At 69.6% G+C, this 25,032-nt stretch carries 24 protein-coding genes; 9 read left to right on the top strand and 15 right to left on the bottom strand.

Going from position 1 to position 25,032, the window contains the following annotated elements; all coding sequences use genetic code 11:
* Nucleotides 1-436 precede the first annotated feature (436 nt).
* Both CHC09_RS48615 and CHC09_RS38100 read left to right on the top strand, forming a co-directional pair.
* The gene (locus CHC09_RS48615) at nt 437-565 is read left to right on the top strand and encodes a hypothetical protein (RefSeq protein WP_275407959.1); all 129 of its coding nucleotides are present in this window, start codon (nt 437-439) and stop codon (nt 563-565) included.
* Between the two features lie 40 nt (nt 566-605).
* The gene (locus CHC09_RS38100) at nt 606-1,589 is read left to right on the top strand and encodes an aldo/keto reductase (protein ID WP_089298126.1); all 984 of its coding nucleotides are present in this window, start codon (nt 606-608) and stop codon (nt 1,587-1,589) included.
* A 219-nt stretch (nt 1,590-1,808) separates the two neighbouring features.
* Here the strand turns inward: CHC09_RS38100 and CHC09_RS38095 are convergent, their stop codons facing one another.
* Nucleotides 1,809-2,444: a TetR/AcrR family transcriptional regulator gene (locus tag CHC09_RS38095; protein WP_239138801.1), complete on the bottom strand. Its 636-nt coding sequence runs from the start codon at nt 2,442-2,444 to the stop codon at nt 1,809-1,811.
* Nucleotides 2,445-2,532: 88 nt separating this feature from the next.
* Here CHC09_RS38095 and CHC09_RS38090 point away from each other — a divergent pair, with 88 nt between their 5' ends.
* Genes CHC09_RS38090 through CHC09_RS38080 form a run of 3 tightly spaced genes read left to right on the top strand, consistent with a single transcriptional unit; the run spans nt 2,533 to nt 4,051 of the window.
* Entirely contained in the window at nt 2,533-2,802 is a 270-nt protein-coding gene (locus CHC09_RS38090) for a hypothetical protein (protein WP_143232809.1), read from the top strand.
* Nucleotides 2,802-3,677: a class I SAM-dependent methyltransferase gene (locus CHC09_RS38085; protein ID WP_089298124.1), complete on the top strand. Its 876-nt coding sequence runs from the start codon at nt 2,802-2,804 to the stop codon at nt 3,675-3,677. The genes CHC09_RS38090 and CHC09_RS38085 overlap by 1 nt, the downstream gene beginning before the upstream one ends.
* 23 nt (nt 3,678-3,700) lie before the next feature.
* Complete coding sequence (locus CHC09_RS38080) at nt 3,701-4,051, top strand: hypothetical protein (RefSeq protein WP_143232808.1); 351 nt, start codon at nt 3,701-3,703, stop codon at nt 4,049-4,051.
* Between the two features lie 236 nt (nt 4,052-4,287).
* On the opposite strand, the gene CHC09_RS38075 is transcribed toward CHC09_RS38080, so the two are convergent.
* Nucleotides 4,288-4,635, bottom strand: a complete 348-nt coding sequence (locus CHC09_RS38075) for a hypothetical protein (RefSeq protein WP_089298122.1) — start codon at nt 4,633-4,635, stop codon at nt 4,288-4,290.
* Between the two features lie 160 nt (nt 4,636-4,795).
* On the opposite strand from CHC09_RS38075, the gene CHC09_RS38070 reads away from it, so the two are divergent.
* On the top strand, nt 4,796-5,584 hold the full coding sequence (locus tag CHC09_RS38070; protein WP_143232807.1) for a DUF4241 domain-containing protein: 789 nt from the start codon (nt 4,796-4,798) through the stop codon (nt 5,582-5,584).
* Nucleotides 5,585-5,872: 288 nt separating this feature from the next.
* On the opposite strand, the gene CHC09_RS38060 is transcribed toward CHC09_RS38070, so the two are convergent.
* The 10 genes from CHC09_RS38060 to CHC09_RS38015 form a co-directional block, all read right to left on the bottom strand.
* Nucleotides 5,873-8,719 (bottom strand): GH92 family glycosyl hydrolase, encoded by a 2,847-nt coding sequence (locus CHC09_RS38060; protein WP_089298119.1) that lies wholly within the window; start codon nt 8,717-8,719, stop codon nt 5,873-5,875.
* A 180-nt stretch (nt 8,720-8,899) separates the two neighbouring features.
* Nucleotides 8,900-10,183 (bottom strand): MFS transporter, encoded by a 1,284-nt coding sequence (locus CHC09_RS38055; RefSeq protein WP_089298118.1) that lies wholly within the window; start codon nt 10,181-10,183, stop codon nt 8,900-8,902.
* 76 nt (nt 10,184-10,259) lie between these two features.
* Nucleotides 10,260-11,315, bottom strand: coding sequence for a polysaccharide deacetylase family protein (locus CHC09_RS38050; RefSeq protein ID WP_089298117.1), 1,056 nt, complete (start codon nt 11,313-11,315; stop codon nt 10,260-10,262).
* Nucleotides 11,312-12,688 carry a condensation domain-containing protein gene (locus CHC09_RS38045; protein ID WP_089298116.1) on the bottom strand — a complete coding sequence of 459 codons (1,377 nt, stop codon included), beginning with the start codon at nt 12,686-12,688 and terminating at the stop codon, nt 11,312-11,314. Before CHC09_RS38045 ends, CHC09_RS38050 begins: the two co-directional genes overlap by 4 nt.
* A 70-nt stretch (nt 12,689-12,758) precedes the next feature.
* Nucleotides 12,759-13,898 carry an acyl-CoA dehydrogenase family protein gene (locus CHC09_RS38040; RefSeq protein WP_089298115.1) on the bottom strand — a complete coding sequence of 380 codons (1,140 nt, stop codon included), beginning with the start codon at nt 13,896-13,898 and terminating at the stop codon, nt 12,759-12,761.
* Entirely contained in the window at nt 13,895-14,647 is a 753-nt protein-coding gene (locus tag CHC09_RS38035) for a class II aldolase/adducin family protein (protein ID WP_089298114.1), read from the bottom strand. Before CHC09_RS38035 ends, CHC09_RS38040 begins: the two co-directional genes overlap by 4 nt.
* Nucleotides 14,644-15,360: a dihydrodipicolinate reductase C-terminal domain-containing protein gene (locus CHC09_RS38030; protein ID WP_089298113.1), complete on the bottom strand. Its 717-nt coding sequence runs from the start codon at nt 15,358-15,360 to the stop codon at nt 14,644-14,646. Before CHC09_RS38030 ends, CHC09_RS38035 begins: the two co-directional genes overlap by 4 nt.
* Complete coding sequence (locus tag CHC09_RS38025) at nt 15,353-15,616, bottom strand: phosphopantetheine-binding protein (protein WP_089298112.1); 264 nt, start codon at nt 15,614-15,616, stop codon at nt 15,353-15,355. The genes CHC09_RS38030 and CHC09_RS38025 overlap by 8 nt, the downstream gene beginning before the upstream one ends.
* A 32-nt stretch (nt 15,617-15,648) precedes the next feature.
* Nucleotides 15,649-17,088: a class I adenylate-forming enzyme family protein gene (locus tag CHC09_RS38020; protein WP_203833374.1), complete on the bottom strand. Its 1,440-nt coding sequence runs from the start codon at nt 17,086-17,088 to the stop codon at nt 15,649-15,651.
* Between the two features lie 5 nt (nt 17,089-17,093).
* The gene (locus tag CHC09_RS38015; RefSeq protein WP_179277448.1) at nt 17,094-18,515 is read right to left on the bottom strand and encodes a nitroreductase family protein; all 1,422 of its coding nucleotides are present in this window, start codon (nt 18,513-18,515) and stop codon (nt 17,094-17,096) included.
* A 964-nt stretch (nt 18,516-19,479) separates the two neighbouring features.
* Here CHC09_RS38015 and CHC09_RS38010 point away from each other — a divergent pair.
* Entirely contained in the window at nt 19,480-20,571 is a 1,092-nt protein-coding gene (locus tag CHC09_RS38010) for a hypothetical protein (protein ID WP_239138800.1), read from the top strand.
* A 252-nt stretch (nt 20,572-20,823) separates the two neighbouring features.
* On the top strand, nt 20,824-20,976 hold the full coding sequence (locus tag CHC09_RS46835; RefSeq protein ID WP_218827184.1) for a hypothetical protein: 153 nt from the start codon (nt 20,824-20,826) through the stop codon (nt 20,974-20,976).
* A gap of 6 nt (nt 20,977-20,982) precedes the next feature.
* Here CHC09_RS46835 and CHC09_RS38005 read toward each other — a convergent pair whose 3' ends face one another.
* Genes CHC09_RS38005 through CHC09_RS37995 form a run of 3 tightly spaced genes read right to left on the bottom strand, consistent with a single transcriptional unit; the run spans nt 20,983 to nt 24,523 of the window.
* Complete coding sequence (locus tag CHC09_RS38005; protein WP_089298109.1) at nt 20,983-22,788, bottom strand: choline/carnitine O-acyltransferase; 1,806 nt, start codon at nt 22,786-22,788, stop codon at nt 20,983-20,985.
* Between the two features lie 22 nt (nt 22,789-22,810).
* On the bottom strand, nt 22,811-23,662 hold the full coding sequence (locus CHC09_RS38000; protein WP_089298108.1) for a class I SAM-dependent methyltransferase: 852 nt from the start codon (nt 23,660-23,662) through the stop codon (nt 22,811-22,813).
* Between the two features lie 18 nt (nt 23,663-23,680).
* The gene (locus CHC09_RS37995; RefSeq protein WP_089298107.1) at nt 23,681-24,523 is read right to left on the bottom strand and encodes a HalD/BesD family halogenase; all 843 of its coding nucleotides are present in this window, start codon (nt 24,521-24,523) and stop codon (nt 23,681-23,683) included.
* A 336-nt stretch (nt 24,524-24,859) separates the two neighbouring features.
* Between CHC09_RS37995 and CHC09_RS46830 the strand changes: the two genes are divergently transcribed.
* Entirely contained in the window at nt 24,860-25,003 is a 144-nt protein-coding gene (locus CHC09_RS46830) for a hypothetical protein (RefSeq protein ID WP_179277446.1), read from the top strand.
* Nucleotides 25,004-25,032 lie beyond the last annotated feature (29 nt).

The raw sequence follows: 25,032 nt of genomic DNA, 5'->3' as shown, positions 1-25,032 counted from the left end.
CAGGGCTGGGCGGGAGGGGTGGCCGGCCGGCATCGCGGTCATGGCGGCGAGCAGGTCGGCGGCGGTGTCCGCGGCGGTTGCGCTGGTCAGTGTGTTGTCCAGGTCGGCTTTCGAGGCGGTGGCCGGTGCGGTGGTGGTTGTGGAGGTCATGTCGGTCTCCCTACGTCGTTGCTCGCAGGGCCGGGCCGCTGCGAATCGGTCACCACTCCGGCGCTCTGGCCGTTTGGTAGGACGACGATAGCTGATCGGTCGAGCAGGACCTAACCGAAAGTATGAGTCACGTTGAGTGGTTGCGCAGATACTCGTACGTGTGGATGGGTGAATGGGTGCGCCGGTAAACGCCACAAGGAACACGACACCACCCACGGCAACCAGCCCGGCGACCCGGCGTGGGGGAGCGGAACCAAGCCGGAGCGGATCGCGGAGAAACTTCGACGTGTTCGACTTCGAGCTCACCGCCGGGCAGATCGCCGCGATCGACGCCCTGAACACCGGAAAACGCGGCGGCCCGGAGCCCGCGGCCATCACACTGGAGACCTTCGGCCGGCTCATCCCCGAGGCCTGACCACAACCTTTTCTCGCGTACGACAACAGGAAGGCCCCACATGCGTACCGCGAAGCTCGGAGCCCTGGAAGTTTCCCGGATCGGCCTTGGCGCGATGGGTATGTCGCACGGCTACACCGGTGCCGGCACCGACGACGCCGAATCGATCCGCACCATCCATCGCGCCCTCGACCTCGGTGTCACCCTCCTCGACACCGCCGAGATCTACGGCCCGTACACCAACGAGGAACTCGTCGGCCGGGCGCTGAAGGGCCGCCGCGACCAGGTGGTCCTGGCGACCAAGTTCGGCATCGTCTCGCACGGCGGCGCCGGCCCGTGGAACCTCGACAGCAGCCCGGACAACATCCGCATCGCTGTCGAGGGCTCCCTCAAACGTCTCGGCACCGACCACATCGACCTGTACTACCAGCACCGGGTCGACCCGAAGACCCCGATCGAGGACACCATGGGCGCCCTCGCCGACCTCGTCGAGCAGGGCAAGATCCGTTACGTGGGTCTGTCCGAGGCGTGGATCGACACCATCCGCCGCGCGCATGCCGTGCACCCGGTCACCGCCCTGCAATCGGAGTACTCGCTGTGGACCCGTGACCAGGAGCAGGTGCTGCCCGTGCTGCGGGAGCTGGGGATCGGCCTGGTCGCGTACTCGCCGCTCGGGCACGGCTTCCTCACCGGGGCCCTGCGCACCCCCGCTGACATCGAGAAGCTCGACGACAGCGACTTCCGCAAGAACAATCCGCGCTTCACCGGCGAGAACTTCCAGCGCAACCTGCGTCTGGCCGACCAGGTGCAGGAGATCGCGGACCAGGCGGGTGCCACCTCGGCCCAGGTAGCGCTGGCCTGGCTGCTGACCCGCGGCGACGACATCGTCCCGATTCCCGGCACCAAGCGGGTCAGCCGGGTCGAGGAGAACACCGCCGCGGCCGGCATCACGCTCACACCAGAACAGATCGCCATCCTCGACGCGCTGCCGGTGGCCGAGGGCGGACACCACACCGACGAGCAGATGCAGATGATCGAACGCTGATTGGTCGGCGCAACCGGCCGTCGAGTCGTGATTTGCTTCCTTCGCCTTTGCATTCTCTTCGAACGCGTCGAGCGCGTATTTCGCGGCCGGTTACTGGTTCCAGACGAGGGCTTCGCTGCTGATCGTGGATGCGGGGTGAGTGCGCTGCCGTAAATGGCATGGGTGCCGGATGGCAGGGCGCGCGTAGGTCAATTGGCGGGGTCGCGGCCGGAAGCGCGGTCAGTCCGGCGTGCCGAGCACGGCGGCGACGCTGTCCACGAACCACCGCTCGAACCGCTCGACCGGCCACCCGCGCTCGCGGACCAGCCAGTCGTAGTTGCGGATGTCCTGCGCGAGCCACAGCATGTCGGCGGCCCGCTCCTGGCTCACCAGCACCTCCCCGGTGGCCGCGAGGTCGGCGGCAAACATCACCATGCCGCGGCGCCGGTCCTCGAGGTTCTTGCGCCAGATCGCCGCGGCGTCGGCGTCGGCGGTCGCCGCGCCGGCCAGCGCCAGTATCACGTGCGCCTGTCTGGCATGGGTCTCGGCGAGGTGCCGGGCGTACCGGGTGAGCTTCGCTCGCAGGCCGGTCAGCGCGCGGATGTCGGCCACGAACGACCGGTCGGCCATCACGACCTTCTCGTCGTCGCCGACCAGGGTGACATCGACGAGATCGGAGAGCAGTTGGCGTTTGTTGCCGAACACCGCGTACACAGTCTGCACGGCGACGCCGGCCTCGGCGGCGACGGCGGTCAGCGGCGTCGCGGCGTAGCCCGGGTCCACGAACAGTTTGGCGGCCGCGTCGAGGATCGCGCGCCGGGTCTGTCGGGCCTGTTCCTGACGACGGGGTGAGACGTAACGCCGGTTGACAGTCACGCGTGCAGCGTAGTCCACTATTCGATAGAGCTTCACTCTATCGACTAAGCATCAGGGGGCACCTGTGCCGTACGGCGTCGTGCAAGACATGCCCGGAGTCAGCGAGCAGGAATATCGGCAGGTGGAGAAGCACCTCGGCCCGGACCGGCCGCCAGGCCTGCTGGCCCACGTGGCGGGCCCGTCCGCCGAGGGCTGGCGGATCATCAACATCTGGGCCGACGAGGCCGCGTTCCGCAGGTTCCAGTCGGAACGCCTGATCCGAGCCGCGGGGCTGGCCGCCCAGGAGGAGGGCTTCGATCCGGCGAAGGCCGCCTCCTTCCGGTCGGCCACCGTTGACGGCGCCGAAATGCCGTTCTGATGGCCGACATCGCCACCCTGCGTGCCCGAAACGCCGACTTCTGGGCCCGGATGGCGCCGGGCTGGGTCAATCAGGCCGACCGGCACGACGAGATCGCTCGTCCGTTGGGCGCCGTGGCAATCGACTGGCTGCGACCCCAGCCTGGGGAACGGGTGCTCGACGTCGGCTGCGGATGTGGCGGCACGACCGCCGAGATCGCGCGTGCCGTCGCACCGTCGGGCAGCGCGGTCGGTCTGGACCTCGCCGAGGCGATGGTGGCGACGGCGCGGGACCGGTTCACCGGGCCGGGCGGGGCGGGACCGCAGTTCGTCGCCGGTGACATCGAGACGCTCGATGCCGTGCCCGGGGCACCGTTCGACGCCGTCTACTCCCGGATGACGTTGATGCTGCTCGCCGATCCGGTCGCCGGCCTGGCCACGGTCCGGCGGTCGATGCGTGCCGGCGCCCGACTGGCCGCGACGGTGTTCCGCGACGGCCGGGCGAACCCCTGGCTGCCGGCGGCGATGCTCGGTGCGGCGGCACACCTGGGACCGTTGCCGCCGCTGCCGATCGGCGACGAGCCCGGGCCGTTCGCGTTCGCCGACGCGACCCGGGTGACCCGCGTGCTCACCGCAGCCGGCTTCGCCGACATCGGCATTCATCCGTACGACGTCGCGCTGAACGCGCCGGACGATCCGGAAGCGGTCACCGAATGGCTCATCGAGATCGGCCCCGCCGGCGCGGCCTACCGGGACGCCGAACCCACCATTCAGGGGCAGGCCCGGGCCGGGTCGGCACGCCTGCTCGAACGTTTCCGCACGGCCGGCACCGGCTACCGGCTCCCGACCGGACTCTGGTTGATCACCGCTTACTCAGACGGGAACCGCACACCATGACCTCTCACCAGCGCCTCGCGGCGTTGCTCGCGCTGATCGCCAGCACTGCCGTGCTGTCCGGCTGCTCCTCGGCCGGCACCGAGCCGCCGCCCACCGCAACCCCGGCGAACGGCAAGCCGCCCGCCGCGGCGGGCGGCTCCTACTCGGCGAAGGACGTCTGCACCTACCTGAAGGGCGAGATCCCGGCACTGAAGGAGGTCGGCAGCCCGGTCGGGCGGCACGCCAATCTGGCCGGCGATCTGGCCGCCTTCTTCGAGTCCCACGGCAAGCCGGAGAATGGCGCCGTACTGGACGCGGCTACCAAGGCGGAATGCCCGGCAGTGCGTACCGAAGTGCTTGCCTTGATCGACGTGGAAAGCTTCAGCTCGTTCTGAGCCCGGACGGCGCGCGGGCACATCCGCCCGCCAGCAGCTTCAGCAAAGTGGTGCTCGATCAACCTGCCGGAAACCTCATCGGCCGCTGCGCGATGCCCGGGTCAGCGAGGTGCCGTCACGCTCGGCGGTCGTCCGGCCAACTTCTGAACCGCAACCAGAGCCCTTCTTATGTTTGAATTCGGTAGCTTGTCCGGCACACTCTCAGGCCGCAGTGTGCTGTCCAGGGCCGGCGGTAATCAATGATTTTCCGGCCCGACTCCCAGGCAGGCCACGACAGCCGTCAAGTCCTCGTCGATAAACAGCTGAAAGTGGTACGGCGGATCGTCCGCGCTCACCGCGTACCCCAGACATACGGCCTTGCTGCCGAGAGATCGTAAGGATTCGATGGCTGCTGTGAAGCCAAGCGTCGCAGTCGCAGCCTCCCGGAGCTGTGCCTCTCGGATCGTATAAATCCACACCAGCTCGGATGCCGGTACTGGCGTCGAGTGGACCCGCCACCGCCGGCCGTACAGCACCGCTTGCCGGCACGCGGCCGACACCTCGTCTTCTGAATCCAGCAAACCCAAAAGGTGATCAAGTTCCACGCGCGGAATCTACCGGTGGCCGAGCACATCCCCCGGTCGGACGTCAGCGGTTGCGCATCAACATTCGTAGTGTCGCCAGCGGGCGTCCGACCGGCTGGCGAGTGCATGCTGACCTGCTGATTCTTCCCGATCTTGAGCGCCCGTATCCTTTGCTGGCTGGTTGGCCGAGATCACGGGGTGTGGGCGGATGGGCTGGAGTCGGCGCAATGCCATCAGGCTTGCCCTGGCGGCTGGGGCGGTCGGTCTGGGCGGTTGTGAACGCCCCGCCGTCGCGCCGCAGCGGGACGTCGCCCCTCGCGGCTTCCCGTTGCCGGAGCAGACCGCTGGTCTTTTCCGGGACGGCAGCCGGCACCAACTCGACAACGGAGACTGGGTCACCGCCACGACAAAGGCTGGCGGGACGCTGCGCATGCCTACCGGTCGGTTGATCGCGGCCGACCCCAACTGGTTCTGGAACGCGGAAAACCTGAACGTCGTGCCCTACACGGTGACAGTGCCTGCCGGTTCCTATCCGGTGACCCTGGCCGTGGTGAGCTGGCCAGATATCAGCTTGGTCGCTGCCGCACGGCTCACCGTCCAGCAACTGCCCATTCAGAGCTGGGAGATGGCGCTGCGGCCCGGACAGGATCTGACAGCACTCGCTCCGGGCGAGGCGTACAACGTGGGGGTCGACGCCGGGATGATGGCGCTTCTCGACGGGGCCGCGCTCACCAGGATGACCCCGCTCGTCGACAGTGACCCGGCTTTGTTCGAGTTGAAGGCGCGCGACGAGCCGATCGAGGTACCGGGCACCGGGTCGGGCGGCAACCTCATCGCCTTCGGCACCGGCTGGGGTGATGGCGGCTATCCCGTCTGGATCGGACGGACGGCTACCGGAAGCGTCGGCTGCTTCATGGTCGACATGGCGATGCTCAGCCGCAGAGAATCGATGCCTCCCCTGATCAACTGACCGCGCCGGTCGCCTTACCGCGACGGCCGGCTTGCCCGGCGAGCGCACGGATCTGCTGCGAGTCGGGCCGACTTACCGTCGGCGGGCCGTCGAGGTGCGGATCCCGGTCTCCGTCGCCGCTACGGTCATGCTCGTGTTGATCGAGGTCATCGGCACCCAGCCACTACCGGACGACGTCGATCGAGACCGCGGCACGCCTGGTGGCTCACCGTGATCAACGGCGAGGTGTTTCCTGCGGTGGACTGCTGACCGCGTGGTGCGCGCCCGGGGGCGCGCACCGTTCGCGGGTCAGTTCTGCGGAGGTACGTCGCCGGGCCCGGAACCCCAGGTGAGGCTGGGGGAGGCGGATCGGGCGTACACCAGGTGCCCGCCGTCGCGGACGGCCGTGGCCGGCAGCCAGGCCTTGGTCCTGGGCTTGCCGTCGAGGCGCAGGTTGTCGACGTAGAGCCCGTCACCCGGCGCGTCGATGGTCAGCGACCGGCCGCCGGCCAGATGCACCACGGCGTGGGGGAACAGCGGTGTGGACAGCGCCAGCTCGGCGCGGGTCGGCACGGTCGGGTACAGGCCCAGGGCGGAGAAGACGTACCAGGCGCTCATCGTGCCGGCGTCGTCGTTGCCGGGGATGCCGCCCGTGCCGTCGCCCCAACGGCCGTCGATGATCGCCCGGACCGTCTCCTGCGTCTTGTACGCCTGCCCGAAGTAGTTGTAGAGGTACGGCGTCTGGATGTCCGGCTCGTTGGTCACGTCGAACCTCGTGCTGCTCCTGGCGCTCAGGTCGAACGTGCCGTCGGCCTTGCGGAAGAACGCGTCCAGCCGCTCGGCCGCCTTCGTGGTGCCGCCCATCGCCTGCGCCAGACCGGTCACGTCGGAGTAGACCATCCAGGTGTACTGGGCGCTGCTTCCCTCGACGAAGCCGGTGCCGGTGGACGGGCTGAAACCGGGCGCCCAGGTGCCGTCGGCGTACCGGTCCCTCATCCAGCCGACGAACGGGCCGTCGGGCGGTGCCGGGGTCGCCACCGCCGGGTCGGCCAGTTCCAGCTCACCCAGCTGCACGATCGGCTGGCCGCCGTTGGCGGTGACGTTCAGGCGGTAGTGGAGGTACGCCTTCGGCGACGCCACCGGGTACTCGCGCGTCTGGCCGCGCTGGGCGAAGCTCTGGCCGGTCTGCGCGTCGACGACGGTCCAGTCGTTGCCGTTGTCGCTGCCCAGTAGCTCCCAGTCCTTCGGGTCCCGGCCCGGCACGTCGTTGGCCGAGGTGAGCGCGTACGACGTGACCGTCTGCGGCTGCTTGAGCTGCGCCTGGATCCAGCCGGTGGCGGCGAACGTGAGCCACTTCGTGCCCTTGTCGCCGTCGAACGCCTGGGCCTTGCCCTCGCCGGGCGCGTTCTCGGCGCTGGCCGTGATCGTCGCGATCTGCTCGCGGACGTTGTGCTCCAGTCCGGGGTCCGCCTTGGCGTCCGGGTCGAAGACGTTGCGCCAGTTGTGCGAGCGGTCCAGGAACTTTCTCTGGTTCGTCCGGTCGCCGAGCGCGCCGGCGAGCCGGGACAGACCGTAGTCGGCGGCCGCGTCCTCCAACGTTTCGGCGGCGCCGCCCCAGCAGTGGCAGTCGTCGGCCGGGACGTAGCCGAGCGCCAGGTACTTGTCGAGAGCCGGGCGCTGGCCGACGCACTCGACGTTGCAGCCGGTGTCGCTGGAGTCGTTGGCGGTGGGGACGGTCGCCGCCCGTACGAGAGACTGGAATGCGCCCTTGACGTCGAAGTCCCGGGCACCGAACGCGTGCATGGCCGCGATCGCCGCCGCCGACGGATCACCGGACATCACCGAGGTCTTGCCGTGCTGCAACAACCACCGGTCCCATTCGCCGTCGCGCTGGCCGGCGTAGTTGTAGAGCGACTGGGCGAAGTCACTGGCCATCGCCGGGTCGAGCATCGTCAACAGTTGCACCTGGGCGCGGTAGACGTCCCAGCCGGAGAAGGTGCCGTACTGCGCCCGCTGTTTGCCGCTCAGCGCATGGGCGACGTTGTCGGCGCCCATGTACCGGCCGTTGACATCGCTGGTCAGCGTGGGTTCGAGCTGTGCGTGGTACAGCGCGGTGTAGAACGTGCGGCGGTGCGCCTCGGCGCCGCCGCCGATGGCGATCTTCTCGAGCCGGTCCGTCCACCGCGCACGGGCGGCGGCCGCGATCTGGTCGAAACCGCGTTCGCCGCTCTCCTTCGCTAGGTTCGCCTTGGCACCGTCCAGGCTCACGTACGAGACGGCGACGCGCATGCCGACACCGGTCGTCCCCGGCGCGAATGTCACGTACCCGCCGGAGCCCTTACCCGCGTTCGGCCGTCCGGCCGGGCTGTAGCCGCTGCCGCCGCTCTCGTCGGTGCCGTCCGGAGTGAGCGTGGCGTCCTTCCAGGTGCCGGTAGAGGCGAACGGCTGATCGAGCACGGCGACGAAGTGCAGCGTGTAGTAGGCGTGGCTGTTGTCGGTGCTCTGTGGTCCGCAGAAGTTGCCGGCGCTGACCGAGCCGGAAACCGTGCGGGTGGCCGGGTCGAGGTGCACGGTCGCGGCCTCGCTGCCGGTCTCCGACAGCGAGGTGCGAAAGAGCAGGCCGGCCGGCTTGTCGGCGGGGAACGTGAACCGGCCGAACCCGGTGCGCGGCGTGACGGTCAGTTCGGCGCCGGCGCCGCTGTCCAGGCCGACCTTGTAGTAACCGGGCCTCGCGGTCTCGTTGGCGTGCGCGAAGGTGCTGGCGAAGATCGCGTCGGTGGTGTCCGCGGTGGGGGACCCGGTGATGTCGCCGACGTGCGGCATGACCGGGATGTCACCGTTGCCGCCGGAGCAGCCGACACCGCTGAGGTGGGTGAGGCTGAAGCCTCGGATCTTCGTCGCGGTGTACTGGTAGCCGCCCGGCGCCGGGGTGGAGCTCTGGTTGCCGCGCGAGGTCTGCGGGCTCCATGCGAGCATCCCGAACGGGGTGGCCGCGCCGGGATAGGTGTTGCCGAGGTTCGTCGTGCCGATGAACGGATCGACGTAGGCGGCCGGGTCGTCGACGAGTGGTGCCGGAGCCGCCTGAGCTGCGGCGGCGCCGATCGGAACGGTGAGGGCAACCCCCAGGAGCGCGGCGACGGTGCGGGATCGGAACACGCGGCCTCCACTATGACATCGATGTCAGTCGCTTATCGGAAACAAGCTTTATTTGATGACCTTCGATGTGTCAATGGACTGTGGCGTGCCGGTATCCGTAGGTGAGCCCGACCTCGTGGATGGCCGCTGAGCAGACGGAGGCGGCGCAGCCCTGACGGGCTGCGCCGCGCTCGGTGTCCCTCAGGCGCGGTCGGGGACTCGAGCCAGGGTGCGGATGGGGCGCGCGACCAGCAGGGCGGCGGCTGTGAGCAGAGCGACCACGATGCCGACCTGCAGCACTCGGTCGGTACCGAATGCCGCGACGGCCGGACCGGCCAGCGCACTGCCGACCGGGAACATGCCTACGGAACCCGCTACCTCGTAGGCGTGAACGCGGTTGAGCACCTCACCCGGCACCTGGGTCTGCACGCTGGTGGCCCACATGACACCCCAGAAGGTGATGCCGATGCCGACCGCGACCTGGGCGCCAGCGAGCAGCCAGACCGGCCAGTCGAGCACGATGCCCAACGGGTAGAGCGGATAGGCCAGCATCGCCAGCGCCCCGGCCGCGAGCGGTCGTCGCGGCTTGAAGCGGATCGCCGTCAACCCGCCGATCACGGTGCCGGCGCCGAAGGCGGTGTTGAGCAGACCGAAGGCGGTGGCCCCGTGGGCCGGCACGATCACTCCGGCGGAGAGGGACAGCTGTGGCCCCCAGGAGAGCACGGCGAAGAACATCCAGATCACGATCACGCCCCAGAGCCAGCTACGCGAGCGGAACTCGTGCCAGCCGACCACCAGGTTGCGCCACAGGCTCTCCCCGGCGGGTGGGGCGGGGACCGCGCCAAGACGGAGCGCGAACAGGCATATCGCGCTGGTCCCGTAGGCAACGGCGGAGACGACCATCACCCAGCCTGTCGATGCGACGCCGATCAGCACACCGGCCAACGCCGGGCCGCCCAGCGAGGTGAGCGCCTCGGAGGTGCGCAACACCCCGTTGGCGCCCTGCACGTCCCGGGCGACCAGGGGGACGGTCGAGGAGGCACCCGGCTGGAACATCGCGTTGGCGGTACCGGCGATGACCAGCAGTGCGTACAGGTGCCAAAGCTCGTCGATGCCGTGGAAGAAGAGGAAGGCGAGAAGCACCTGGGCGGCGAGGTTGCCGAGATCTGCGGCGATCATCATCCGGCGCGCGGTGAAACGGTCGGAGAGCACCCCGCCGAACAGCACCAATCCGGCGAACGGCCCCACCAGGAAGGCCATCGCGTACCCGGCGGTACCCAGCCCGTAGCCGGACTTGAGCAGGCCGGCGGTGATCGCGATCGGCAGCATGGACCAGCTGAGCAGGCCCGCGCTGCGGGCAACGAAGTAGTACCTGAAGTTGCGGGTCCAGATTGCCGGTTCCGTGCTCGGGGGCGCCTCTGTGAACCCGTCCCCGGCCTGCGAAGGTGTCGCCGCGGCGGCGCGGTTCGCCAATTCCTTGTTCATGAAATCTCGTTGCTCCAGCGTTGGATCAGGATTTTCGATCGAATCCGTGGTCGGCTGCCTCACCCGCGGCTGCCGGTCAACCGCCCATCGCGGCTGGGACGGACGGCGCGGGCAACTCGCCCACGGGCACCAGTTCCAGGCCCCGTTCCAGCAGGCCCTCGATGATCGAGGGCAGAGCCTGGACCGTCTGGCTGCGATCGCCGGCGCCCTCGTGCATCAGCACCACGGAACCCGGCCGGGTGGACTGCAGCACGGTCGCGGCGATCTGTTCCGGCCCCGGCCTGGACCAGTCGCGGGAGTCCACGTCCCACAGCGTCAGGGCGCTCGGGTGCTCGTCCAGTACGGTCAGGACCTCCGGGGTCAGCGCACCGTAGGGCGGCCGGAACCGGGTCGGTGCCGCGCCGGTCACCCGGGCCACCGCCTCAGCCGTCCGGTCGAGCTGCTGGTGCAGCTGAGCAGACGTCAGATCGGGCAGGAAGGGGTGGGACCAGGAGTGGTTGCCCACCTCGTGGCCGGCGGCGACGATCCGGCGCACCTCGTCGGGCAACGCGGCGACATGGTGGCCGACGCAGAAGAAGGTGCCCCGCACGCCGTAGCGGTCCAGGATCTCCAGGATCCGGCGGGTGTACACCGGATCGGGACCGTCGTCGAAGGTCAACGCGACCTGCGGAATATCCCGGCGGCCGTGCTCGAAGCAGCGTCCGGCCGCCGTCAGCTCCGCCAGCATCGGTTCGCTGCGCCGCGCGCCGTCGTGGTACTCGTCGGCGCGGCCGGTCAGACTGCCTCCCTCGGCGGTGACGCGGGCCAGCGAGCCGACGGCGGCTCGCGCCTGTTCCGCCAGCTGACGGGCGGTGACGGAGCCGAACGACGGCCGGGGCGGCAGCCGCCAGGGGTCGGCGCGGTAGACCTCGAGACCGGCGGCCGTCATCGGCCCGTCGAGCAGGCCGTTGGTGCTGTCGAACACCGCGGCCACCGGCTGTTCGTCGCCCAGCTTCTGGAGCCAGGTGATGAGCCGGGCGACCTCGGCTGCGCCCCAACTGCTCGGCTCGACCACCTGTCGTCCCGCGTCGTCGAGGATTTCGACCTCGTATCCGGTGCCGCTCCAAGCGACTCCCGCGTACCGCTTGGTCACGCGTCCTTCACCGCCATCGCCGCGTCGACGACCAGCCGCTCGACCCCGCGCAGGAGTTGCTCCATGCCCTCGCGGCTGAGCAGAGCCGGGTCGGCGGTCATCGAGAGCTCCAGGGCTCCCGGGGCGGTCAGCACGTCTATCGCCACCGAGACGTTGGCCCTGGGCAGGAAGTCGGTGGGCCAGCTCAGTTCCGTCCGCACGAGCAGTTCCCCCAGCGCGGCCCGGGGCCGCTCGACGGTGTCGAACGGGCCGACGCCCGGGTCGCGGGTGTCGTTCCACCAGCAGGAGTGGTCGGCCGCCTCGCCGCGCTCGACGAGCCGTGCCACCTGCCGGTCCAGTGCCCACTTGTCGTAGCCGGCGTGGCGGAACGCGCCGAACGCGACGGACCGGGTCCGCAGGACGGCGTCCTCGAAGTCCTTGTCCGCCATCGGGAGCAGGAACACGGCCTCCTGGGCCATGGTGCTGACCGACTCGGCGGCTGCCGGCTGGAAACGGTTGCTCACCACCACCTGGAACAGCACGTCGCTGCTGCCCGAGATCCTGGCCAGCTGGTGGGAGGCCGCGCCCAGCAGCACGGCGGCGTCGCTCACTCCCAGCCGCGCCGCCACCCGCTCGACGGCGACGGCCAGGGCCGGCGAGCGCAGCAGCGCGTTGGGGAACAGCCGGCCCGGGTGCGTCACCGCGAGGTCCGGTGCCGCGGGATTCAGGAAGATCCGGCGGGGGCCGCTGGTCAGCCGCTCGCACCAGTAGCGCCGGGCGGCCTCGTCCCGGCGCCGGCCCTGCGGCGTGGCCTGCAGCGCCGCCGCGTCCAACGGCTGGACGGCGGGTCGTGCCCGGAGCAGGGCCTCGGCTGACTCCCCGGCCTCGATCAGGGTCAGGTCGCGAAGCATCCGGCCCTCACCCCACAGGTCCATCGCGGTGTGCGAGGCGGCCAGCACAAGCCGGTGGACCATTCCCTCGTGCTCCACCAGACCGACCCGGAACGGCCACTCCCGCGCGTGGTCGAAGGAACGTCCGGCCAGCTCCTCCATCAGCGCCTCGCCCACCGCCTCCGCCTCCACGGGCGTGCAGACCCGCACGGTCGCCGGAAGCTCGCCGGTGCCGTCGACGACCTGCCGCAGACCGTCCTCGCCCTCCGGCAGCAGCCGGGTGTGCAGGCTGTCGTGCATCCGGAGCAGCTCCGTCAGGTCCGCAAGCACACGGGAGGCGGGGCGGGGTGGGGTGACGGGGAGGTTGAGCCGCAAGTTGTACCTGGGCGCGTCGTCGCCGAGGCGGGTGACGACACCCCAGATCGCCCGCTGCCCCCAGGTCGCCGGGCCGGTCCCGGCTCGCGCGGAGTCCAGTGTGATCGTCCGCTCCTCGATCGTGGTCATCGTGTTTCCGAACCGTCCTTTCGGTTGCCTTGTACGAACGCCTGCCAAACCCGCCCGGTAAGCGCGCGGGTCAGCCCAGGCCCTGCGAGATGACCATGCGCTGGATCTGGTTGGTGCCTTCGACAATCTGGAGCAGCTTGGCCTCACGCATCCAGCGCTCCACCGGGTGGTCGGCGACATAGCCGGCGCCGCCGAGGACCTGCACCGCGTCGGTGGTCACCTTCATCGCCATATCGGTGGCGAACAGCTTCGCCTTCGCCGCCTCCAGCGAGTACGGCCGGCCGGCGTCCTTGAGCCGGGCGGCCGCCAACGTCAGTGCCCGAGCCGCGGCGATCTGCGTGGCCATGTCGGCAAGCATGAAACCGACGCCCTGGAAGGAGATGACCCGCTGCCCGAACTGACGGCGCTCCTTCGCGTAACGCACGGCATAGTCGGCCGCGGCCTGGGCGATGCCCACCGCGCAGGCCGCGATTCCGAGCCGGCCGCAGTCCAGTGCGCCCATCGCGATCAGGAAGCCCTTGCCCTCGCGCCCGATCAGCCGCTGCGCCGGAACCCGGACGTCCTCGAAACCGACCTGGGCGGTGGGTGAGGACCAGACGCCCAGCTTCCGTTCCTTCGCGTGCACCACCAGGCCCGGCGCGCTTCCCGGGACCACCAGGCAGGACAACCCGCGGGCTCCCGGCCCTCCGGTGCGGCCGAACACGTTGTAGAAGTCCGCGTGACCGGCGTGCGTCACCCAGGACTTGGTGCCGGTGATGCGGTAGCCGTCCTCTTCCCGCACCACCTGGGTGCTGAGGGAGGCCACATCGGAACCGGCCTCCGCCTCGGACAAGCAGTAGGCGCCCAGCAGTTCGCCGCCCAGCATGTCGGGCAGAAGCTCCTCCCGCTGGGCCCGGGTGCCGTAGGTGGCGGTGCCGAAACAGGCGAGGTTGTGCACATTGACCGCCTCGGCCACCGCGAACCAGTGGTACGCGATCTCCTCCAGCGCCTGGAGGTACACCTCGTAGGGCTGCCCGCCGCCGCCGTACTCCTCGGGGTAGGGCAGGCTCAGCAGCCCGGCCTTGCCCAGGGTGCGCACGATCTCCCTGGGGAACTCGTGGGCCGCTTCGAAATCGGCGACACGGGGCGCGAGCTCACCCGCCGCGATCTCCCGGACCAGGCCGAGCAGCTCGGCCGACTCCTCCGTGGGCAGGATCCGTTGGACCTTCATCGAGAGATCTCCCATTCGCGGGTCTCGGGCCAGTGCCGGCCGACTCGGCGGACGGCGTAGTCCCAGTAGGAGCGGACCGAGAGGTCGGCGTAGATGAAGTCGTGCTTGGCCGCGACGTCCACATCAGAGGACCAGTGGTAGGGCACGCCGGTGCCCTCCGCGGTCAGCTGGAGGCGGCAGGCCCGCTCCAGTACCTGGGCGAAGACCGCGGCATGCCGCACGCTCTTGCCGACGACGACTCCGCCGTGGTTGCGCAGCAGCACGGCCGGATGGTCGCCGAGGTCCTTGGCGATGTGCTCGCCGGTCCCGATGTCCAGGACGGTGTTGCTCGTCTCGGTGAACAGCCCGATCCGGTCCCGGAAGTAGGCGCCGTCGTGCGAGATCGGCCGCATCGGCAGGTCGGTGGCGCCGAACAGCAGGGTGTACGGGGCGTGGCTGTGGACGATGCCGTTGACGTCCGGGCGGGCCTGGTAGATGGCCTGGTGCAGGGGTAGCTCCGGTGGCGCCAGGGCCGGCGCGGGACGGGCGTGGTCCACCGAGCAGCGGACCACGTCCTCGGGGGCGGCCTCGTCGAAGCCGACGAGTGCTCCCTTGATGAAGAACTCGTCCCGGCCGGGCATCCGGGCGGAGATCTGCCCCTGGTTGAAGTCGTCGTGCCCGTCGAGGGAGAGCATCCGGGCGCCGATCGCCACCTGAAGGACGAGCCGGCGTTCGGCCGGGGTCAGCGGCCGTGGTTCGTCGACGGTCATGTCGTGGTCCTTCCTGTCAGGTCGTCGTAGACGGTGCGCATGGTGACCAGGCCGGGCGCGGCGGTGCGGGCCCAGTCGGCGGCGGCCAGCGCACCCCGGGCCGGCACCGCCCAGTCGGCGACGTGGTGCCGCACATGCAGCGACTCGCCGCCCCAGGTGTGGGTCAGCTCGTGTTCGCTGACCGGGAGTCCGGCCCGCTCGTCGGCGATGTCGGCCACGGCTCGGCCGCTCGCCGCGGCCCAGGTGTCCGCCAGCGCCAGCGCGCTGCCACTGGGGCGGTGTGCCTTGCCGAGCGGGTGCCGCTCCCGGACCGTGGTGGTCGTCTCGAAGCGGCCGGTGGTGAGGGCCGCGGTGAACTCGGCGATGCGCACCTGCAGGTAGTGGGCGAAGGAGAGGTTGGTGGCGCGGACCACCGGAACCACCTCGGCCAGTTCTGCCAGCGCCTTCCACTGCGGTTCCGTCAGGTTGGAGACGCAGGCGACGAGCGGCACCCGGTGGCCGGCGCAGTAGTCGAGGACGTCGGCGTGCGCCTCCGGGCCACTGGCGTCGACGAGCACCTCAGGCACCGCTGCGGCGGACCAGCCGCCACGACGGGAGGCCGTCAGGGTGACCCTCCTGCCGTCGCTCCGGCAGGCCGACCGCAGTGCCGATCCCAGCCGGCCGAGGCCGACGATCCCGATCGTGGGCCCGTCGCCTTCTGGCGCGTCAGGCACCGGTGCCGGCCCCGCCGGCGACCACCAGGGCCGTGACGGAGTCGATGGTCTCGTAGTGCTCGATGTCGGCCTCCGGGTCGAGATAGACGCCCACCTCGTTCTCGATGCTGTCGATCAGGCGCATGTAGGAGAGCGAGGAGTATCCGACGTTGCGCAGCGAGTAGTTGACGCTTGCCAGTTCGTCCGCGGAGACACTGCCGTCACCGGCCGCGATGGCGAGTTCGAGGATCTTGGCGCGGAGCGAGTTGTAATCCATGGGGAACGCTTTCCTGTGTGTCGAAGGGATGGTCAGTTGCTCGGCGATTCGCTGAGCAGGCGTCGCAGGCGCTCGATGGACGGCTTGCCGATCGAGTTGGCCGGGATCCGGTCCGTCAGGCGGAGGATTGCGGGCACTTTGAAGGTGGGGAGCGTCGCCGCGCAGTGCGTGCGCAGGAACTGCGCGGTCACACCGGGTTCCGCGACGACGACGGCGGCCAAGACCGGTTCGCCGTGCTTGTTCTCGGCCTCGAGGGCGACGGCGTCCAGCACTCCGGGTGCCCCGCGCAGCACTTCGACGATCTCGATCGGGTCGATCTTGCGCCCTCCCGCGTTGACCAGCCGGCTGGTGCGCCCGGTCAGGTGGAGCGTGCCGTCGACCAGATGCCCCTGGTCACCGGTGCGGTAGTACCCCTCGGCATCGATGCGCTGCTCGAAGACCCCCGGCGCGTTGAGGTAGTGCGAGCCCATCGACTGGCTCCTGACCCGGATGCCGTGCTCGTCCGCGCGCAGGTCCACGCCGGGCAGGGGCTTTCCGAGTCCGCCACCGTCCGCGTCGGGGGCGTAGGTCAGTGGCCCGGTCTCGGCGACCCCGTAGTAGTTGTGGATCGGCACCCCGGTGATCCGGGTGAACTCCTCGCGCACCGTCTCGCGCAGCGGCGCCCCGGAGGAGATCGCGGTGCGGACGCTGGCGAAGCCGTTCCGGGGTGCCCGCCGCACGATCGACTCGTACAGTGCCGGGAAGGCCACGAGCCGGGTGGCGCCCGTGTTCTCCAGCAGACGCACGACCCGGGAAGCGGTGGGCAGTCCCTGGGACAGGTGCAGTGAGGCGCCGTGCAGGAAGGCCGCCAGCAGCGAGGTGTTGAAGGCCAGTCCGTTGGAGAGCGCGGCCAGACAGGCGATCCGGTCGTCGGCGGAGAGCCCGGTCCCCTTCGCCCAGTTGGAGGCGGCGGCGGAGACGGCCGCGCCAGAGAACGCGATGCAGTTGGGCCGCCCGGTGGAGCCGGAGGTGAACCGGCACACTTCGGTGTCGTCCAGTAGCTCCGGACGGGGCCTGCCATCGCGACGGAGTCGGCTGAGCCCGAGGGCGCCCAACTCGCCGTGGTGGGTGGGTGCCTCCTCCGCGATCGACCGGACGTCCGCTCCCGGAGCGTGGATCAGCAGGTCGAGCCCACAGTCCTCAGCGATGCGGGAGAGTTCGAAGGGACCGAATGCCGAGTCGGCCAGGAACGGCACCGCACCCGCGAACAGGGTCGCCAGGTAACAGACCACGTAGTCGATGGAATTGGTGGCGTAGAGGCCGACGCGCAGCCGCTCGCCCGGAACGGCGTGCGGGGCGATCCGCGCCGCGGCGGCGCGGGCCCGGTCGGCGAGTTCCGTGTACCCGACCGAACCGTCGGCGTCGGTGACCGCGACGCGGTCACCACGGCCGTCGAGAAGGCCGGTGAAGACATTCGTAAGCACAGCGGGCACTGGGCTCACCGCTCGTTCTGGGCGTACGCCATGGCAAGCCGGTCCAGCTTGACGCCCGAGTCGTCCAGGCTGCCGAGCAGCAGGGCGTAGAGGATCTCGTCACCCTCCGGGAGCCCTGCCAACGTACGCCACAAGGGCGTGTCGAAGCCGCCGACCCCGGTCACTCCGACCGACGCGCGGTTGGCACCCAGGTACAGCAGCTGTCCCAGAACACCACAGCGGAACGTGAGCTCACGCAGGCTCCCACCGTGCCCGGGTGGATTCGCTCCCGCGAGCGAGCCACGCGGCACGTGCAGCAGCAGGACGGCCGCGGCCCCGGCGAGGGCACGCTGCTGCATGCAGGCACGGGCCACCTCGTCGTCGGACGGCAGCGGCACCGCCTGGCGCTCACCGGTGTCCAGCCGGTACACCGCGTCCTGCCCGGGTTCTGTCGTCGTGCGCACGACCAGAGTGGCGGACAGCGACGAGACGTCGGGAAGGTCGGTCTCCAGCGGCGTCGACAGGGCGGAGACCGCCCGCCAGACGGCCTCGGCGGACACGGGCTCGCCGGTGAAGGCCTTGCTGGAGGCACGCGTCCTGATCAGCTCCGGCCATCCGGCCGCGGCGCCCAGTCCGCGCTTCTCCTCCGGCAGCTGTCGGCCCGCACGGATCCGCGCGAGCGGTGCGGAGGTCGTCCGCGGGCTCGGCGAGTCGGCGTCCTCGGGCCAGTCGACGAGCGAGTCCCAGCATGCGCTCTCCAACCAGGAACGCCAGACGGGCCCGCGCATCTCCCGGTCGGTGGCGTCGTGCACGGTCCAGCCGGTCCACTCGTCGTCCGATGAGCCCGCCCGCGCCAGGAAGGCGGAGTGGATCTGCCGGCAGTTCTCGTCCGTCTCCAGCAGGTCCGAGAGCGGCTCCCTCGGAAAACGCAGTCGCAGCACTCCCGCAGCGCCGCGCCCGGTCGCGGTCAGAGCGAGGCTTCCGGCCGCGTGTCCCGCGTCGAGCTGGGCGTAAAGGTAGCCACGATCGCCGTACTTGCGCATCGACAGCCAGGGCCGGGTGAGGATGAGCACGAGCGCTCCGCCGTCCTCCGGAATGGCCAGCAGTGACGCGTCCAGCGCGGCGGCGACCGGAGCACCGGCGGCCACACGGGCGCAGGCACGGCGATCGACGTCCACGCGGAAGGCCGTCGGCTCGCCGTTCTCCAGGGCGAGCACGGCGAATTCGTACGGGTAGACGGCCCCGGCCGACGGCACCGCCCGCGCGTCGGCGCCGCGGGACCGGTCGGCGTGGCCGGTCAGCACGCCCTCAGCCAACAGGGACAGGGCAAGGCGCAGGCCCGGCGCGTCGACCGGCTCGGCATGCGGCTCGGGAGCCGCCGCCGGGAGGGCCAGCCGGGCCCACAGGTCGACGGCACTGTTCGAGGAAATGCACTCGGCCCCATGCACGACTGACTCCGCTTCTTGTCTCATCAGATTTCTTTGCACGTTGGACACAAACCTCCTATCCGCCAACAGCCCACGGAATGCGCAGGGACGGCCACCTGGCAGGCAGCATCATCCGCACTGATATTGCGGGCTCCGCGCGCCACAGAGAAGTGTGAACGCATTCCGCCGACGCATGCGGCGGTTCTCTGGCACGGCTTTAGAATGCCCCTTTGAACAGGGCAGAGGAAATCTCAAATATTGAGACTGATGATTTGTTAACTAACGGTCCCCGTAGCGTCCGCGAGGGTCCGAGCACTCGTCCATTCGTCGACCCCCGTCTCAAGAATGTGACACGCATCCCGTTAACATTCCGCAGCTCTGCGGAGCGCATGATCAAATGCGTCGATGATCAGCATGCCAAGGCGTCCGGCTTCAGTCAAGTAACTTTACAGAAGTTTTGGGCGCGGACGGCCCTGGCGCGCATCTTGTGGATCGGGGTCCGCTTCAGCCCGGTTTCGCGGCGGCGAATCATGATCGAGTCAGTGGTTGCCGTTGCCCGCGGCGGTATTCGAGCTCGTCGTACCGGATAGTCGTGGCTGGATCTGTTTGAGCTGGTCGAATGCCCACTCGACCTGACTGCTGTCGTTGCTCCGCGGCCCATCTTGAGCAGGTTGCTCCGCTGCTCTCTGATGCCGGCGATGAGCAGCCGGTGCCGCTCGATCCGGGCCGTCAGGGTCCGAGGTCGGCCGGGGTGAATCTCCATCTGAACGGCCAGGCGGTCGCGCGAGTCAGACTCACCACCACCGGGACCTCTGCTTGCCATGATTGCCTCGGCGATCTGCTGCCGGCGGCCGTACGTGATCGTCACGCGGTGGGCCCGCCGCAGGGTGCCCGCTGCGCGGGTATCTGTACCGCAACTGACTGCGCGTGCCAGGCGGCTGGGGGAGAGTGGCCAAACCATCGGTCAACGTCGATTGGAGATCCGATGTTTTCCCGTCCGCGCCGCCTCGTTGCCGTCTACGCCACCGCACTCGCGACGGCACTGCTGCTGATCGCACCGGGTGCTCCCGCTGCGGCCGCCACTCCGGACCGATTCGGGTTCGCGTACATCAAGGATCCGACCGTTCCGGCGTGGACCCCGCTACCAGCGCCGTACCAGTTCGGCAGCTGGGTGCCCGGCCCGCTCGCCACCGGCGGGAAGATCGCCACCGGCCGGTTCCTGGTCCGGTTCCCGAACATCGCGTTCGGCTCGCGTGGCAACGTCCACGTCACCGCGGTCGCCCGCGACGGCCGGTTCTGCGAGATCGTCCGATGGTACGCGTCGGCGCCCGACGAGGTCATCGACGTGCAGTGCTTCAAGCCCGGCGGCGGCCCCGCCGACACCCCGTTCACCGTCCTCTGGAACGTGAACTCCGGCGTCCTGCCGGCCGGCGCGGGCGGCTACGCGTCCGTGCAGGCGATCTCCGGCCTGGTCGGTCAGTCGTACAACTCGAGCGGCGGCGCGGTGACGGTGACCGGGGTCGCGGTCGGTGTCTACCTCGTCCGGTTCAACGGCGTCGGTACGCCGGCCGGGCTCTCCGGCGACATCCAGGTCACCGCACAGCAGCCGAACGCGCAACCGCGCCGGTGCAAGATCCTGCGCTGGGGTGCCTCCGGCTCCGACGTGCTCGCCTACGTCACCTGCCACGACCCGGCCACCGGAGCGGCGCTCAACAGCGACTTCACCGCCTCGTTCCACCGGGAGCGCTCGGTCTACGCGGCGTTCGCCCCGCCGAAGTACTTCGGGTACATCGCCCAGCCCGGCGGCGGCACCACCAACTACCAGTACCCGCTGGGTGTCGGCGCCAACGGCATCGGCTCCCTCGGCATCGGCGTGTACGAGGTGAAGTACCCGGTCCTGCACCAGAAGGAGACCCACGCACAGGTGACCGCATTCGGCGACGGGCCGTCGTACTGCACCATCCGCGACCTCTGGACGGACAACCTGGGTGACGCGCTGCTGCCGGTGGCCTGTTTCGACAACGCCGGCCTGCCAGTCAACAGCGGCCTCACGGCGAGCTTCTCGTCGAGCATCTGAGCGCGCTTCGCCGTTCTGATCTTCATGATCGTCCGACGTGGTCGGGGGCGGAAAGGTCGACGAGTTCCTCCGGCGATCCGCGACTCCTGATCGGAGCGGGTGGTCGCGGCGGGCTGGATCGGCCCACCGCGACCGCTCGGGTCACCCGAGGAGCAGGTCGGTCCAGCCGTGGAAGATGCGGTGGTCGGAGCAGAGCACGCTGTCGCAGTAGCTCAGCGGCAGCGAGTCGCCGGCGTGATGGTGCCGCCGGTGGTGCCCGACGTCTGGTACCACCTGAGCGTCGACGCTCCGGCGAAGGGCAACAACACCGGTGCGTACCGGGAGATGGAGCATCTGCGGGAACGGGTCCGCCGTCAAGCCGGCCATCAGATCGCGGAGATCGAACGGCTTGCGGCGGACCCGTGACCCGGGCTACTGCTCGTCGAGAAGGTCGCGCAGCTCACGCAACGCTTCGCGGAGCCGGTCGGCAAACGTGTACATCATGCCGGCGACCGGGCGAGGTGTGCTGAGGTACAGGTTGAACCGGTCCGGCAGCAGTACGTACGCGATCCCGATGCAGCGACTGCTGGTGGCCCCGAACCCGAAGTAGCGGATGCTGGTCGACGGCGCCGAGCTGGTGCTCAGGTAGTCATCGCGCATCGTGAGCCACCCCGGCGTCTCGTACAGCCGGGGCGACTCGGGCACGCCGAGCGCGAGCCCACGCCCCTTCTGAATCAGCTGCAGCTGCCACAGGTGCTGCTCCGGTGCCGCACCGGCCTGGCACTGCTTCGCCCGTTCGACATGCTTGTCGGCCGCGGCCCGGAACGCTGCCCGCCGCTGGTCGGGTGACGCGGCGGGGTCGTCGATCGTGGATACGAACCGCAGCACCTCGGGCGTGACGACGCGCATCGCCTCGGTCCGTCCCCGCCGGTACTGGCGGGTGGCGATGGACTCGTACGTAGCACCGATGAGGCCTTTGGCCCGCTTGTGCGCGAGCTGGTAAGCCATCTGCACGAACGCGTCCGGCGACATCCGCAGCCGCTTGACCTCGTCCACCCCGAACTCGTCGAAGGACAGGGTCGCGGTGGCGGTGTCCGCGCCGTATTGGGCGAACGACCGTGCCGCGGCGGCGATGTCGGCCCGCAGCGCGTCGTCGAGCACGAACGTGACCGGTTCGATCGCCGGCACCCCCTGCGCCGCCGCACCCGACTTCGCGGCGTGCTCCTCGGGCGACGTGGCGAGCAGCGCGTCGACGAAGCTGAGGATGGTGGTGCCGTCCAGCTCGCAGTGCTCGACGTTGATGCCGGCCGTGCCGTCGGCGAACACGATGAGCGACACCGCCTTGTCGAACCACCGGTTGCCGCTGTCGCCGTGCAGCAACTGATCGCCGGCCGCCAGGTCGTCGGCCGGCGTCAGGTCCTCCAGGCACACGCAGAACAGCGCCGTCTCGATGGTGTCCAGCGTCGCCGCGTTACCGGGATCCAGTGCCGCCAGCCGGTCCCTGGTCGCCGCCCACTCGGCCCGGGCCATCGTGGTGAGATGACCGGCCGCGGTGTCCGTCGTGGCCCGCGCGGCACCGGCCTTCTGCACCTCACGCAGGCCGGCCGCCAGGTCGTCGAGGGAGTACGGGCGCCCGTCCGGACCGATCACGTTCATCCGGAACGCGTTGCCGCGCTGGAATACCACGATGTGCCGCGCCGTCGACGGGCCCGGCCACTCGTCGCTGTACGGCGCTCGGACGGTGTCCTGCACCGGCCCAGGGATGCGGGTGGTGGAGAACAGGAACTTGTGCTGCTCCATCGACAACGGCTTCCCGCGAGTCGCGATCGGCGGGATGCGTTCGTCGTCGAGCTGAGTCTTGTAGTTCACGGCGGCGGCGATGAGCCCCGCCGCGCGCTCCACCTGCGGCTCGGCGAGCCCGTGCAACGGCGTTTCACGGAACAGGAAGAAGAAGTTGGCGTTCAACGCGATCCGGTCCCGGCGACCGAGGTAGCGCGCCGGCCAGAACGCGTCCAACCAGCTGTGCGTGGCCGGATCCGCGTTGTACCGCACCAGATCGGCGTGCAGCTTCGGCCCCGGACCATCGGGCCGTCCGAACTCCCGTACCGCGGCCTCGGTGTCGGCGAACTCTTCCGCCGTCAGCAGCGGTGCACACCACTCGAGGAGCCGGGTGCAGGTGTCCTCCAGCGCGGGCAACGGCACCCGCGACAGCGTGTCCTCGTTTTCGAACGTGCTCACTCGGTCTCCTCGAATTCGATGCTCATCGGGCGGCCTTCTGGGTCATTGACTCGTCAATGTCGAAGGTCAAGGGGTCGGGCGTGCCGACGGGCCGGGAAACGTAGAGCTGAGCGTGCAACCAGCCATCGGTCTCCAGCCCCTCCGGGTCAACACCGGCGGCGGACATTGTCCGCAGCACCTGCCGCTGTTCCTGGTCGGACGCGAAACGCCGCTGTCGGAACGTCCGGTCCACCCGCATCGTCTCGTAGCCGAGGGCCGCGAGGCGATCCGCGATCGGCTCGAACGGGAACATTCGCAGCACGAAATGCGCCATCCACGGTCGCCGGTCCCGGCGGGAGCCGAGCACGCGCGTGAGCGTCCGGCCGGTGACGTAGCCGATGCATCCGGTGGAGATCACGATGTCGGCCTCGGCGAACAGGGCGCGCTGCCCCGCCGTGGGTTCGCGCGCTTCCAGGTCGGCCTGCACGGCATCGTCGAGGAACCCGGCCGCCGATGCGTACGCCAGCGCCGGCCGGGACACGTCCAGCCCCACGAACCGGGCCGGAGACCCTTGCGACCGGACCAGCTCACGATCGCGCTCCAGCAGTTCTTGCCGGGTGCACCCGGTGTCGGCGTAGCGGTCGTACAGGTCGTCCATGGTGGCGTCACAGCGCAGCAGTACCGCGTTGACGCCGTAGGAGCATCCGACGTCGACGACGGTCGGAACGGCCACCTGCCGCGATTCGCGATACTGTCCGATGATGTGCTGGAAATAGGGCTTGGCGAGTTGGGGAATACAGTAGTCGAGCTCACGCAGGGTGGTGAAATAGGCGCGGGGATCGGGCTGCGTGTAGATGCCTTCGAGGGAAACTTTTCCGGTCCGGTCGAAACGCACGGGGCTCCTCGCGATTATTCAGTCCAGCAACTGGTCGACCCGCACGGCATTGCGCTCGGCGTCGAGGTGCGCGGGCAGGACCCGGCCGAACAGCTGCCGGGTACGGGCGACGCTGCCTATCACGCCGGGGCGTTCGGAGTAGGCGAAGATCGCGGAGTGCCGGGAGGTGGCGCCGCGTACCGCGCTCACCCGGTGCAGCGCGTAACGGCCCTTGAACAGCTGGAGATCACCGGGGCGCAGGGTCAGGGCCCGCACCGGCGAACGGTCGGCGTCGGTGAGCACCGAACGGACGGCGTCGAAGTTCTCCGCGCCCGCCGAACGGATGTTCGGGCAGTACTCGAAGACGCCGCCCTCCTCCGGTTCCTGGGTCAGCATGCTGACGGTGAACTCGTTGGTGTCGAAGTGCCACGGGTGCTCCATGCCTGGCCGCACGACGTTGAGCACCAGGCCGGACAGGGGGTCGGCGAGCTCGTGCAGCTCCGGTAGTTCGAAGCAGGCGGCGACGAAGCGCACGAAAGACGGGTCGGTGTACAGCCGGTGGATGACGCTGTCGGTGGGGATCCGGTCGCGCGGGACGAACGCGTTGCCGCGCTGCATGATGATGCGGCCCGGGTGATCGGCCGGCAGGTCGGCGTCGAACGCGATGTTGTAGACGTTGGTCTCCTCAACGTCGTAGTACGCCAGCGGGGCGACCCCGGCGCCTTCTCGCCGCAGCGCCTCCCAGCTGCCGGGCCGAATGAAGCCCGGCAGCACGCAGCATCCGAGCTCGCGCAGTTCGGTGCGTGCGCGGGAAACGAGATTTTCCCATGCGTCATTTCCCGGTTCGTCCACTGGATAGCGCGCGGTGTCCACGATATTCATTCCGGTGGGTCCCCTCCTTCAGCGGTGGCGGCTTGAAGAAATGGGGAATCCTAACAAGATTGACCGGCATCCAGGTCCATGTTGGTTACATTGTTCACAGTGCCGGACCTGGAGCGCGGCCGGCCGGATCAGCCGATGCCGCGAATGGCGAGCGAGGTCGACTGCCATGGATGTGTGTCTTCGCCCTGGCCCAAGGTGCCGCGATCAGGAACCGGATTCGGATCGCGGTGGAGGCGGTGCCGGCGACCGTCGAGGCGGTGGGTGGGCCACCAAACCAGCATCCGGCTTTCTCCGGGCGCCGGAATCCGGGGCGCCACCGAGACGGATGTTCCCGAGATGTACATCGGGCTGGCGCCGCCCGGGCCGGCGTACGTCCATCTGGAGTTGACCACCGACGATGACGTACTGATCGGGCTCCGCCGAGCCCTGCCGGGCACCCTCACTCAGGCAAGAGTCGCCGGCCTCGGCTCGGCCGGGTGATCTGCTCCGTTCTGGCACAACCGCGCGGC

The organism is Actinoplanes regularis, from assembly GCF_900188005.1.
In the GTDB taxonomy this organism is placed as follows: Bacteria; Actinomycetota; Actinomycetes; order Mycobacteriales; family Micromonosporaceae; genus Actinoplanes; species Actinoplanes regularis.
The sequence above is the reverse complement of the archived record's forward strand: the minus strand, read 5'-3'. Positions and strand labels throughout refer to the sequence as shown.